General features: G+C 57.4%; 11 protein-coding genes and 2 pseudogenes. 9 read left to right on the top strand and 4 right to left on the bottom strand.

The window, feature by feature from the left end:
* Positions 1-169: 169 nt before the first annotated feature.
* Positions 170-634 (bottom strand): cupin domain-containing protein, encoded by a 465-nt coding sequence (locus NW839_RS05795; RefSeq protein WP_011434408.1) that lies wholly within the window; start codon positions 632-634, stop codon positions 170-172.
* 45 nt (positions 635-679) lie between these two features.
* Positions 680-1,513: a cysteine hydrolase family protein gene (locus NW839_RS05790; protein WP_414351919.1), complete on the bottom strand. Its 834-nt coding sequence runs from the start codon at positions 1,511-1,513 to the stop codon at positions 680-682.
* Between the two features lie 185 nt (positions 1,514-1,698).
* On the opposite strand from NW839_RS05790, the gene NW839_RS05785 reads away from it, so the two are divergent.
* The 9 genes and pseudogenes from NW839_RS05785 to NW839_RS05745 form a co-directional block, all read left to right on the top strand.
* A complete protein-coding gene (locus NW839_RS05785; protein ID WP_414342473.1) occupies positions 1,699-1,857 on the top strand; it encodes a hypothetical protein in 159 nt (52 codons plus the stop codon).
* A 29-nt stretch (positions 1,858-1,886) separates the two neighbouring features.
* Entirely contained in the window at positions 1,887-2,396 is a 510-nt protein-coding gene (locus NW839_RS05780; protein WP_414380508.1) for a GNAT family N-acetyltransferase, read from the top strand.
* Positions 2,397-2,474: 78 nt separating this feature from the next.
* Positions 2,475-2,765 carry a 4a-hydroxytetrahydrobiopterin dehydratase gene (locus NW839_RS05775; RefSeq protein ID WP_414351921.1) on the top strand — a complete coding sequence of 97 codons (291 nt, stop codon included), beginning with the start codon at positions 2,475-2,477 and terminating at the stop codon, positions 2,763-2,765.
* Between the two features lie 140 nt (positions 2,766-2,905).
* Positions 2,906-3,862, top strand: coding sequence for an NAD(P)H-binding protein (locus NW839_RS05770; protein WP_414351922.1), 957 nt, complete (start codon positions 2,906-2,908; stop codon positions 3,860-3,862).
* 533 nt (positions 3,863-4,395) lie between these two features.
* The gene (locus NW839_RS05765) at positions 4,396-6,231 is read left to right on the top strand and encodes an NAD(P)H-quinone oxidoreductase subunit F (protein ID WP_414351923.1); all 1,836 of its coding nucleotides are present in this window, start codon (positions 4,396-4,398) and stop codon (positions 6,229-6,231) included.
* A gap of 50 nt (positions 6,232-6,281) precedes the next feature.
* A complete protein-coding gene (locus NW839_RS05760; RefSeq protein WP_414351924.1) occupies positions 6,282-7,775 on the top strand; it encodes an NADH-quinone oxidoreductase subunit M in 1,494 nt (497 codons plus the stop codon).
* Between the two features lie 116 nt (positions 7,776-7,891).
* A complete protein-coding gene (locus NW839_RS05755) occupies positions 7,892-9,202 on the top strand; it encodes a CO2 hydration protein (protein ID WP_414351925.1) in 1,311 nt (436 codons plus the stop codon).
* An 81-nt stretch (positions 9,203-9,283) separates the two neighbouring features.
* Positions 9,284-9,742 (top strand): fasciclin domain-containing protein, encoded by a 459-nt coding sequence (locus NW839_RS05750; protein WP_414351926.1) that lies wholly within the window; start codon positions 9,284-9,286, stop codon positions 9,740-9,742.
* A 242-nt stretch (positions 9,743-9,984) separates the two neighbouring features.
* Positions 9,985-10,170, top strand: a pseudogene (locus NW839_RS05745) (CHRD domain-containing protein); the annotation flags it as partial.
* Between the two features lie 234 nt (positions 10,171-10,404).
* Here NW839_RS05745 and NW839_RS05740 read toward each other — a convergent pair.
* Together NW839_RS05740 and NW839_RS05735 are read right to left on the bottom strand one after the other, a co-directional pair.
* Positions 10,405-11,796 (bottom strand): TldD/PmbA family protein, encoded by a 1,392-nt coding sequence (locus NW839_RS05740; RefSeq protein WP_414351927.1) that lies wholly within the window; start codon positions 11,794-11,796, stop codon positions 10,405-10,407.
* 95 nt (positions 11,797-11,891) lie between these two features.
* Positions 11,892-12,067: pseudogene (locus tag NW839_RS05735) on the bottom strand (RNA-guided endonuclease TnpB family protein); the annotation flags it as partial.

The raw sequence follows: 12,067 nt of genomic DNA, 5'->3' as shown, positions 1-12,067 counted from the left end.
GGAAAGCGCTCGGGGGGTATTCCTCAGGGCTTTGCGGGATACCGCCTTCCTGCTCAGAGATAGGCAGGATTGCGATCGCTTCTTTCCTGAACCATGTTCAGGAGAGTTCAGCGTGAATGTATCAGTACCCCTGACTTCCAACCTCTACAGCTCCCAGAGCCATTGAGGCCTAAGCCTCAGCAAATGCCCTTCTCCAGCCCCCCGACAGCACCTGCAAATCCTCCTCATCCAAGTCCGCAGGAGTGCCGGAGCGGATGAGCTCGGCAAAATCTTCGTTGGGCACCATGAAGCAGAGGGCGTAGAGGCGGCCTGGGCCGGTATTGTGGATTTCATGTACACCGGTCGGCGGTACCAGAATGCTATCTCCGGTTTTGATGGGGGCCGCTTTTCCATCGCAAATGGCCAGGCCTTCCCCCTTGAGAACAAAAAACATTTCCACAGCCATTTGATGGCGATTTGGAGGGGTTTTGCCTCCCTCATCGAAGATCTCCACACAAAAGGTTAGAGAAATCTGAGCATGAGAAGGATCGAACACGATGGCCAGGCGATTGGTATCGTGGGGGCTGATGCGAAAAGCCTGATAATCGGCAGGGGTTTTAACAATTGGGATCACACAGCGGGAAAGCGTTTGCATCCGGATCCTCCGCTCAAGAGATGAGGGGTGAATAGTGGGCAAGTGCTAACAGGGGAGAGCCGCGAGCAAATCTGAGGAGGAGGCGACAAAGCCAAAGCACTGCCTGACGTTGTAGAGGGTAGCTAGCAAACAGTATTCAGGAGAGGTGGTGGCGGCGCAGTCTTCCAGCAAAATGCAGTCGTAGCCGAGGAAATTGGCATCTTGCAGCGTGGTCATGACGCACTGGTCGATGTTCACACCGGCAAAAAAGAGGGTGGTGCGCCCCAGGTTTCTGAGAATGCTATCGAGAGGGGTATCCCAAAAGCCGCTCATGCGGAACTTATCCACCCAGATATCCTCGGGCTTGACCTCCAGTTCCTCCACCACAGCAGCGCCCCAACTGCCCCGCGTGAGGACCAAAGACCCGTTCTTAGGCAAGGGATCCCCCAGCCCTACTCCCTCTCCGGTGGGGTTGTACACATGTCGCAAGCCGGCGCTGATGTTGAGCAAGTCAGGGCGATTGCCCCAGTTCACCCACACAATCGGCACTTGAGCTTGTCGCAGGCGGGGCAGTAGGGCTTTTAGAGGGCCGATGGGAGCCCGTGCAGGTGTAACATCGACGCCAATGCTGGCCAGCCAACCGTCGGGATGACAAAAGTCGTTTTGCATGTCGATCACCAACAACGCCGCCTTGGCCAGATCCAAGCGCAGGGTTTTGCTGGAGGTGGGTAGCAGGATGGGCCGGGGATCCAAGGGCGGACGGGTGATGTCGGCCATTTCGGCATTCACGGCCCAAGCATTGGGAGGGATCCCAAGGGTCTTCAAGGGGCGATTGGGGGTGCTCATGGATTCTCCGCTCGCGTCGCGCAGCAGTGGGATCAGGTGGGGCGGATGACCCACAACTACGCTCGACCTTAATGCACAGCCAACCTCACTTTGGAATCGTAGGCTACACTTTCTCACCTTATTGACGCATGGGATCCCCCAGGGTCAGTTGATAGGGATTGAGATGAGGATGATCCGAAAGGGTGCCCAGGGATCCCTCCCTGCACGCTATGCTGTAGAGACCAAGGTTATGTAGAAATATGAACATCTTGCGGCAATATATCTTTCCTGCCCTCATCCTGCTGGTGTTTCTGTTTACCCTGGTGGTGGTGAGCATTCGCTCGTTTCTGCCGGAGGATATGGCCCAGCCTGCCCCTCTAGAAGAAGCGACGCCTGTGGCCCTTTCTGCAAATGCCTGAGGATGGCTGAACAAGGGATCCCTCTGCCTGTGGGTTATCGTTGGCGCATCGGTTCAGCCTGGGATCGGCCCTGGGTGCGACGAGGATTGCAGGCCACGTTGCAGGAATCTTTTCCAGAGCAAAGCAACTGGGATCACCTGGAAGAGACGCTGGATCGCCTCTTCGACCCACCCCGCACCCCCTGCTGGTGGATCTTGAAAGAAGAAACTGCAGAGCCGGTGGGCTGTGTTTGGGCCGGCATCTCCACCGATCAAGCCACCCATCGGCGGGTAGCCTACATTTTTCTGCTCTGGGTGGATCCCGCCCATCGCCGGCAGGGCCTGGGCAGAGCTTTGATGCAACAGGTGGAACGCTGGGGATCCCAGCAGCAGCTAGCTGCCATTACCCTGCAGGTTTACCATCACAACCAAGCCGCCCTCCATTTCTATCAGCAGGCCCACTTTGCTGTACAAGGCTACTGGTTGTACAAGCCGCTCAGCCCCGCGCCCATAGACGCGCATGTAGAAGAGCATGAATACAAAGGTCATGAAGTTTTGTGAATAAGCCGGGATCCGCTCTCAGTTGCTCCTTTGATGAAAGCGTGATGAAAACGATGGCATCGACCGGAGGGAACGCCCATGTCCAGACCCGTCAAGCTAAGTGAAGCCGAGATCCAGGCCAAGCTGGAGAAACTGCCCGGCTGGTCTTTGCAGGATGGGAAGCTGCATCGTCAATTTCAGTTTCGCTCCTTTGTCGAAGCCTTTGGCTGGATGAGCAGTGTGGCCTTGGTGGCCGAGAGCATGGGGCACCATCCCGAATGGACCAATGTCTACAACCGCGTGCGGGTGCATCTTACCACCCACGATGCCGGGGGCATTACAGAACTGGACTTTACCCTGGCGCAACGCATGAACGAGCTGGCCAGCTAGACGCTTCAGTACCCAACTTTGGGGATCCCTCAAAGCCGGCTTGGCAGAGGATCCCCATTGGTTTGTTGCTGCCTCTAAGGTTGTGTCGGGAGTTGCGCTGGTCTGATAGACTAAGCCTAAGGTTAAGAAATGATAATTTTATGAACGTGCTGGTTGTGGGGGCGACGGGAACGCTGGGCCGTCAAGTGGTACGCCGAGCCATCGAAGAGGGACACCAAGTTACCTGTCTGGTGCGAAATCCGGCAAAGGCTGCTTTCTTGAGTGAATGGGGCGCTCAACTGAAAGTGGGAAATCTGCTTCAGCCCAGCACCCTCAACTCCGCCATGGAAGGCATCGAGGCGGTGCTCGACTGTGCTACGGTGCGGGTGACCGACACCCTCAGCGCCCGTCAGGTGGACTGGGATGGCAAGGTTGCCCTGATCAATGCGGCACGGGCTGCCCAGGTAGGGCATTTTATCTTTTTCTCCATCATGGGCGCCCACCACGAGTATCCCAATGTGCCCCTGATGAATTTCAAGCATCACATTGAGAAGTATTTGGTTGGATCCCAGATGCCCTACACCATTTTCCGGCCAGCGGGCTTTATGCAGGGGTTGATTGGCCAGTACGCCATCCCCATCTTGGAAGAACAAATCGTCTGGGTAACCGGCGAGGGCATGCCAACGGCCTACCTAGACACCCTAGATGCAGCCCGGTTTGCGGTGCGAGCTCTCACTGTAGAAGCTGCCAAGCAGCAAATCTTTCCCTTGGTGGGGCCCAAGGCTTGGACGGCTCGAGAAGTCATTGCCTTGTGCGAGCAGCTCTCCGGCAAAAAGGCCAAAGTCAGCACCATGCCGCTGGGACTGCTGAGAGGGGCGCGCAAGGTGGCGCAGTTTTTTCAGTGGAGCTGGAACATTGCCGACCGGCTGGCGTTTGTGGAGGTGATCGCGGCCAAAGAACCCATGCACGCCGATATGACGCCTGTATGCGAAACCCTGGGGATTGAACTGGCCTCTCTGACCTCTCTTGAGGACTACCTAGCGGAGTATTTCCAGAAGATGTTGAAACGGATTCGCGAGCTGAAGGTCAAGCAACCCAAAGTCAAAACGCCCTTCTAAGTCGTTGTTCTCAGTCTTCTCGGCAATTTCACAGCAGCTTGAGCAGCAACCTTGGGAGAAGGGGTGGACGGGGCCGTGTTTGCGTTAGCAGATGCCATAGCCCCAACTACTGGGATGAACTCCCAGACACTTCCCAGACACTTTTTATTGACACTGCGCCATATTCAAGTTGGCGGAGATCAACCCGTACCATAACACAAAGCCGCTCTGTCGCGACAGCGGGCCGTAGGCCTTCGCTTTGGCGGTGCGGAGCGCTAAACCCAGTTTTCTTGATCATTCCCTGTGTCCAAACAATCGCAAATCCTTAGGTTCCCAAGGGGTTCATTTCCATCTACGCTTTAGAGAGTGAGGGGGTGACAACGACAGAGGTTATTCTGCTCCCCCTGCTTGAACTATAGATTTTTGTCTATAGTTTTTATCGGAAAGTTCAATTTTTATCTATCCTAGTTCGCAGCTAAGATGCTGATTAAGACTTTTTACAGGATCTCAGCAAGTGTTCCAGTTTGGCCAAGATCCCTGGCCGAAGGAGGATTATGAGCTTGAACGGGCTGGTCACAACTGCATGGCTGATTCCCCTCTACGCCTTGGTGGCGTGGGCAGGAGCGCTGATCTGGTCCCCAGGAATCACCCGGCGCACGGGACCACGTCCGGCAGGTTATCTGAATGCGCTCTTGACGTTGATGGCCTTCCTGCACAGCGTGGGGGCGCTGGTGGCGATTTGGGATCAGCCGGCGCAGGTCATTCGGTTGCCCTGGCTACAGGTGGGGGATCTGATGTTAGAGCTGCCGCTGCAGGTGTCATCGGTAACTCTGGGGGCCTGCGCTGTGGTGACGGGGCTGAACCTGGTGGCCCAGATCTACGGCTTTGGCTACATGGAAATGGACTGGGGCTGGGCGCGGTTTTTCTCCCTGCTGGGCCTGTTTGAGGGGGGGATGTGTGCCTTGGCTTTGTGCGACTCCCTCTTTTTCAGCTACGTGATCCTGGAGATTTTGACCCTGGGCACTTACCTGTTGGTGGGCTTTTGGTTCAACCAATCGCTGGTGGTGACGGGAGCGCGGGATGCTTTTTTAACCAAGCGCATCGGCGACCTGTTGCTCTTGATGGGGGTAATCGCCATCTATCCCCTGACCGGCTCCTGGGAGTTTGAGGATTTGGCGGCCTGGGCAGAGGCGGTGCAGGCAGGATCTGTCACTGTGGATCCCACCCTGCTGGCCCTGGTAGGGCTGGGGTTGCTGGCCGGCCCCGTAGGCAAGTGTGCCCAATTTCCTCTGCACCTGTGGCTGGATGAGGCGATGGAAGGGCCGATCCCGGCCTCGATTTTGCGGAACGCAGTGGTGGTGGGCACAGGGGCCTGGGTGTTGATTCGCCTGCAACCCCTCTACGAGCTTTCCCCAACAGTGCTAAGGGTGATGCTAACCATCGGCGGCTTGACAGCGGTGGGGGGATCCCTGGTGGCCTTGGCCCAGATCGACGCCAAGCGAGCTTTGTCTTATCTGGTGAGTGCCTACATGGGCTTGATTTTTGTGGCGGTGGGCACCGGTCATCCCCAGCAAGCCTATGGGTTGCTGCTGACCTATGCTCCGGCCATGGCTCTGTTGGTGATGGCTCCGGGCACGGTGATCTGGAACAGCATTACCCAGGATTTGCGCTACCTGGGCGGGCTGTGGTCGCGGCGTCCTATCTCAGGTCTGTGCTTCTTGACCGGAATGGCCGGAATCATCGCTTTGCCGCCTTTCGGTTCCTTTTGGGTGCTGACGGATCTGTGGCAGCAGTTGGTGCAATCGGGGCAGGGGTTGTGGGCGGCAGTTGTGCTGGTTACCAATGCTGTAACGGCCCTAGGGCTGACACGGGTGTTTGGCCTGATCTGGGGGGGCAAGCCGCAGCAGATGAGCGAGCGTTCGCCGGAGGTGCATTGGCCGATGATGCTGCCCATGACGGTCACGATGGGGGTGGCGCTGCACATGCCCATGATCCTAGCGGCACTAGGTCTGATTCCCGCTCTGGAAGGGATCCCTGTTGGGGTAATGACGGGATCCAGCTTGACAGGCATTGCCTTGGGAGCCTGGCTGTATCTGCGTCCGCAGCGACGACCGGTGGACTGGGCCTTCTTGGCCGACTGGCAGGATTTGTTGGCCAACGACTTCTACACCCCCAAGCTCTACCGGGCCAGTGTGGTGTTTGCGGTACGCATCATCTCTGAGGTTACAGCCTTGTTCGACCGCTATGTGGTAGACGGCTTGGTAAATTTGACCAGCTTGGCGGTATTGGCGGGTGGACAGGTTTTGAAATACACCACCTCTGGCCAGTTGCAAGCCTACGTGCTGACGATTGTGGTGGGGGTGGCCCTGCTGGGCTGGCTGATTCTCTAGGCTTGGGCAAGGTAGCGGGACGGAGTCCTTAGATAAAGAGGGAAAAGACCATGCTGAGTGCCTTGATTGTGTTGCCGATCTTGGGATCCCTGCTCCTGTTCTTAGGCTTGGGGGGGCGAAAGCTGGCGGTGGCCTTGGCCGGGATCCTGCTGGGGATCTCGCTGCTGCTGTTTGCCAACTTTGACCTGCAAGCGGAAGGGCTGCAGTGGGTGCAGCGGTGGGATTGGATCCCGGCAATTGGGCTGAGCTATTCCCTGGGCCTGGACGGGTTTTCCCTGCTGATGGTGGCTTTGAATGGGCTGCTCACGCTGATTGCGGTGCTGACAGCTGAGCCAGAGGTGAAGCGGCCCAACCTCTTATACGGCTGCATTTTGTTCATGAGCGGGTCGGTCAACGGGGCTTTTGTCGCCCAGAACCTGCTTTTGTTCTTCTTGTTTTACGAGCTGGTGCTGATCCCGATCTACCTGCTCATCTCCATTTGGGGCAGCCCCAAGCGGGATTATGCTGCCATCAAGTTTTTGATTTATACCGCCGTCTCCGCCATCTTTCTGTTGGGGGCCTTTTTGGCCATCTACTGGCTGGGGGATCCCCATAGCTTTGAGCTGCTGGAGATCCGCATCACCTCTCTCAGCCCTGTTGCCCAGACCTTGACGCTGTTGGCCTTGATCGTGGCTTTCGGCATTAAGATGCCGCTGATCCCCTTCCACACCTGGTTGCCTGATGCATACGGGGAGTCGTCGCCGCCAGTGGCCATCCTTCTGGGAGGGATCCTCTCCAAGTTAGGCACGTACGGTCTGTTTCGCTTTGGGCTGCAGTTGTTTCCCCAAGCTTGGGCCGACCTGGGCGGGATCCTAGCCTGGTGGGGAGCCATTGCCGTGTTGTCCGGGGCTTTGGCAGCCATCGCCCAAAAAGACATCAAGCGCATGGTGGCCTACAGCTCCATTGGCCACATGGGCTACATCTTGCTGGGCATGGCGGCAGCCACCCCCATTAGCCTGACCGGGGCGATGGTGCAGATGGTCTCCCATGGTCTCATCTTGGCGCTGCTGTTTGATCTGGTGGGCTTGGTGGAGCGCAAAGTGGGAACCCGCGATCTGGATGTGCTCAACGGCCTGCTCAACCCCTTGCGAGGCTTGCCCACAGTGAGCGCCCTGCTCATCTTGGGGGGGATGGCCAGCGCCGGGATCCCTGGCCTGGTGGGCTTTGTGGCGGAGTTTTTGATCTTCCAGGGCAGCTATCAGGATTTTCCTTTGCCGACTTTGATCAGCATCTGTGGCACCGGTTTGACGGCGGTGTACTTCGTGATTTTGCTAAACCGCACCTGCTTTGGCAAATTGGACAACCGTACCGCCTACTACCCACGCGTGCACGGCTGGGAGCGGATCCCGGGGCTGATTTTGACGGCCTTGATCGTTTGGTTTGGGATCCAGCCCATGAGCCTGGTGAAATGGCCACAACCCTTGGCGTTTACCCTATCCACCCAGGTGGCTCAAGCGCAAACGCTTATCCTGGCCTCGGCTGGCGATCTTGCCGATTCTCCCTAGGGAGCTGGGCTGCCTTCTCTGGAGCAGATCAAGGCAATCGGGAAACTTCCAGGAATTGAGATCCCAGGGAATGACCTCAAGGAGCCAGAACTTTTGAAGAGTTGGAGACTTCTTCTATGACGACAACCCTCACAGCCCGCAAGCTGCCCCCTTCTACCCATCCTTTTGCGGATATAGTCCACCGCCTAGAGGCAGGGGGATCCATGCTGCCGGATACGCCGGAAAACCTGATGCAAATTATCGGCCTCTACAAAGCCTATGCCGTGCCGATGGATTTCTACTGGCGGGATCTGCTCTACATTGCCGAGCAGGTGTTTGTGGATCCCTTGCCTTTTTTCAAGTTCATCATTCCTGAAGAGTATCTGAAGCTGGCCAACCACTACGCGGGGGATAACGCGGATTTGCGCATTTGGCGAGGCCAGGCTACGGCCCATCCCGAGCTGCTGGAGTTTATGGAAAAGGGGGAGCTGAAGCGCAAGCTGCCCAGGATTTTGCATCACCTCTGGCATGACCGCATCAACATGGAATTTGCCGAAGAATGTATGCGGGCCATGCTCTGGCACCGGGATATGGGGGGCTTGCTGGATCCCTACATGGATTCCGAAGAATACAAGCAAAATGCCGACCGCGCCATCCGCGCCTATTGCCAGGGCAACCCCTTGTTGATGGGGCTATACAAGCTCTTCCCCGATATGTTTTTGGAGCTGTGCCGCCAGGCCACCATGTACTCGGTGTTGGGCCTGTTTTGGGAGGTGATGGCTCCGGTCTTTTTTGAGATGAGCGATCTCTACGATGAAGGCAAAATTACCAGCGTGCCGGAGGCGATGAACTTTTTGGTCAACGGGATCTTCGCCATTGCCGGACGACCCATCTACCATCGCGTGCGTATTCGGGGAGAATGGTACGATATTGTGCCCAAATCCAAAGGATTCACCTGGCTATATGAGGCTGCCTTCCCCTATGTAGAGGCCGTGTTTTATCGCACCTCTCCTTTCCGCGGCACCAAGTCCTACAACGCTCAGGCCAACGAAGTTCCCACCAACCAGTTGGACTTCCACTACGGGATCCTCTACGCCGATAAGTTTCCGGTGGGCACCGCCGGGATCCCGCCCACGCTCTTGCACCAGGATATGTACCACTTTTTGCCCCAGTATTTGGTGGAGTATTATCGCAAGCATTGCCGCGGCGAAGAGGACATGCTGATTCAATTGGGGGTTAGCTTCCAGCGCTCCATGTACAACGTCACCTCAGCCGTGATTCAGGCGGGAAGGGCCGCTTTCTTGTATCCCCTTGATGATCCAAATCCACGGCACTTGATGATGAACCGCCGTTATTTTGAGGGACAACTCAATCGCTTCACCCGACCGGAATATGGGATCCGGGAAGCAGCCCGCCTCGCCTACATTCAGGATCAGAATTATCGCTAGCCCGTGGCAACTTTAATGATCCCAAAGCCTTTCGAGCAGCAATCCAGTTAGCAACAACTTCACAGCAAAAGGATCCCGGCCATGCCCGATATTGTCGATATTGCCGTCTCTGCTGAGGGCTTTTCCACCTTGGTAACTGCCGTTAAAGCGGCAAACCTGGTGGATACTTTGAAAAGCCCTGGCCCCTTTACCGTTTTTGCCCCCACCGATGGGGCTTTTGCCAAGCTGCCTCCTGGCACCATCACCACTCTGGTGCAAAATATCCCCCAACTGACTCGCATCCTGTGTTACCACGTGGTGCCCGGTCGCCTGAAAAAGGCAGATTTGGCCAAGTACCAAAGTGTGGGCTCGGTAGAGGGATCCCCCATCGATCTCACCATTGAAGGGGATGTGTTCGAGGTGAACAACGCCACCGTTATCCAAGCGGACATCGAAGCCGATAACGGCATCATCCACGTCATCGACACTGTCATCCTGATGCGGCCCCACTGGTTCTGGCCGATCATGAACTCCGCCTTGGCTGCCTCGGCCAGAGGATAGACAGATCTATCCTGAACCGAGCTTGGGGAAAGTGCCTGGGTGAACCCTCTCCCCGGCTATGCCTTCCAATGGGTACGGTCAGAGATTTCTGCTCCGCGTGCAGTCTACACCATCCCCCGCCCCCCACAGGGTGGGGATTTTTGTCTCTCGGTAGCAGTGATTTTGCCATCTTTTAAACCCAGAGATGAATCCGAAGCTTGGCCTGATACGTACCTTCAGGACAATCTTTCGCCCAGGCCACAGGGCCGGTGGCCTTTGTCTTGAACATGTTGCCGAATCCAGGCAATCAGTCGGGGAATTTCCGACTGGAAGCCAACCTCACCCCTGAGCAAGTCTCCAGCTTTTTGGCCGGAGCTTACTACATCAACATTCACACGCAGGCCAACCCGCCGGGCGAGTTGCGAGCCCAGGTGGTTTTCCCTCGCTAAGGTTTGATCCAGTACCCCATCTGGGATCCCCGCAGGTGAGGGGATCCCTAATTTTTGCGGACGGATTGGCTGTTCTGTGAACTCCCCCACGGTCGGTCGTGCCGGCAGGACAGAGTTTCTGTGTAGCTCCTGGCCAGCAGCTTTCGGTAGTCCTGGAGCTGGCCTGCCAGTCCCCTTTACAGAGCGAGCTGTAGGCTTCACCTCTGGGCTAGCTGTGGAGTGCCAAGGGAATAACTACACAGGTTGTTGCCCACCTACAATGGCCCGACAGCGAATGTAGGGGCCGCCCGCATCCACCTTGGCCGGTTGACCCTTGCCACAATGGCCGGATCCCAAGTCCCACAGGAAGTCCCGCGAGACGGCATCCACCGATTGCAGCACCTCAAAAGCATTGCCGGTGATGGTGACACCGCGCAGCAACTCCGCCAGCTTGCCATCGCGAATGCGGTAGGCCCGCTCCACGCCAAACATAAACTCGCCGGTGGAGTCCGCCTGCCCGTTCCTGGCCCCATCCAGGAAGTAGCCATCGGGAGTGCTGGCGATGATTTCCTCTAGCGTTTGGGATCCGGGTTCAATGAAGGTGTTGCGCATGCGGATCAAAGGCTCATCGGCATATTCCCAGGCGCGGGCATTGCCGGTGGGCTCTACGCCAAAGTGGGCAGCAGTTTCGCGGTTGTGGAGATAGCTGACCAGAATGCCGTTTTGGATGATGGTGGTGCTTTGGGTAGGAACGCCCTCGTCGTCCACAGGAAGGGTTCCCCCTGCCCCCGGCATAAACTCCGAATGGCCGGAGTCTTTGAGAGTAACCAAGTCGCTGGCCACCCGCTGCCCCAGCTTGCCGGCAGCCACAGAACCCGCCAGGACAAAATCCGCCTCGACCGTGTGGCCAATGGCCTCGTGCACCAACAGCCCCACGATGGAAGGCGACAGAATAACCGTGGCCCATCCCCCTTCTGCGTAGCCTGCGGACAATAAATCAACCGCGGTAGCAGCCGCCTTTTCCGCCATCTGCAAGGGATGCGAGCGGAACAGGCAATCCCATCCCCCTGTTACCCCAATGGCCTCGGAGCCACTGCTGAGCTGGCCGGCAGCTTCGGCCACCGCCTGAACTCGCAGCTCGGGGCGCACCAGACGAAAGGCCACATCCGCCCCATCGGTGGTGACAATGGCTTTTTCCTCGTAGATCTCGTTGTAGGTGCAACTGGCGGAGCTAATTTGGCGAGAGGCCTGCCGGGCCTGCGCCTCGGTTTCCAAAGCCAACTGGATCTTCGCCTCCAGCGGTTTGTTCAACACCTCCTCCACACCGGGCTCGCAGAACTCCCCTTGGGCCAGCCGCACACTGGGCAGGGATCCCAGCTTTTGTTTGCGGTAGTCGGCGCTGGCTTGGGCGGCACGGCGAGCTTCAGCGATGGCCTCCCGAATGGCAGCCGGCGAGGGATCCCCGGTGGCAGCAAAGCCCCAAGTGCCGGCCTCCAACACCCGCACCCCCACTCCGGAACGGCGACGAACCGCGGTGCGCTCAAGGCGGCCCTTCTCGGCAGTGATGCTGCGAAACACCTTGCCGTGGTAGCGCAGTTCCACAAAGCCAGAGCAGTCCCGAAGGATGTCGCGCAGAAGGTCTCGCATAGCAACAGGGAGATGGGTGTAGTCCTCAGTCCAGCATAGCCCGATCCTGGAAAGTCGATGAGCTGCCACGCCGAGTAAACTACCCGGCACCCGCGCTATGCGCAGGGTGCGGGCTTTATCCCAATCCCTAGCTGACCCAGAGGACAGCTAAGTTTCGGAATTTCAGGCGAGTTTACAGTCGCCCCAAGGAGAGAGATCACCTGAGCAGCGTTATGGTCAGCATCCCCTTCCCACCCGCAGTGTCCACACTTGAACGACTTACCATTGCGGT

Source organism: Synechococcus sp. R5-15, from assembly GCF_047462035.1.
Taxonomy (GTDB): Bacteria; Cyanobacteriota; Cyanobacteriia; order Thermostichales; family Thermostichaceae; genus Thermostichus.
The sequence above is the reverse complement of the archived record's forward strand: the minus strand, read 5'-3'. Positions and strand labels throughout refer to the sequence as shown.

Excerpts from the sequence above, each read along its gene's own strand:
- NW839_RS05795 (WP_011434408.1), bottom strand. The coding sequence starts at position 634 with ATGCAAACGCTTTCCCGCTGTGTGATCCCAATTGTTAAAACCCCTGCC.
- NW839_RS05785 (WP_414342473.1), top strand. The coding sequence starts at position 1,699 with ATGAACATCTTGCGGCAATATATCTTTCCTGCCCTCATCCTGCTGGTG.
- NW839_RS05775 (WP_414351921.1), top strand. The coding sequence starts at position 2,475 with ATGTCCAGACCCGTCAAGCTAAGTGAAGCCGAGATCCAGGCCAAGCTG.
- NW839_RS05770 (WP_414351922.1), top strand. The coding sequence starts at position 2,906 with ATGAACGTGCTGGTTGTGGGGGCGACGGGAACGCTGGGCCGTCAAGTG.
- NW839_RS05765 (WP_414351923.1), top strand. The coding sequence starts at position 4,396 with ATGAGCTTGAACGGGCTGGTCACAACTGCATGGCTGATTCCCCTCTAC.
- NW839_RS05760 (WP_414351924.1), top strand. The coding sequence starts at position 6,282 with ATGCTGAGTGCCTTGATTGTGTTGCCGATCTTGGGATCCCTGCTCCTG.
- NW839_RS05755 (WP_414351925.1), top strand. The coding sequence starts at position 7,892 with ATGACGACAACCCTCACAGCCCGCAAGCTGCCCCCTTCTACCCATCCT.
- NW839_RS05750 (WP_414351926.1), top strand. The coding sequence starts at position 9,284 with ATGCCCGATATTGTCGATATTGCCGTCTCTGCTGAGGGCTTTTCCACC.
- NW839_RS05740 (WP_414351927.1), bottom strand. The coding sequence starts at position 11,796 with ATGCGAGACCTTCTGCGCGACATCCTTCGGGACTGCTCTGGCTTTGTG.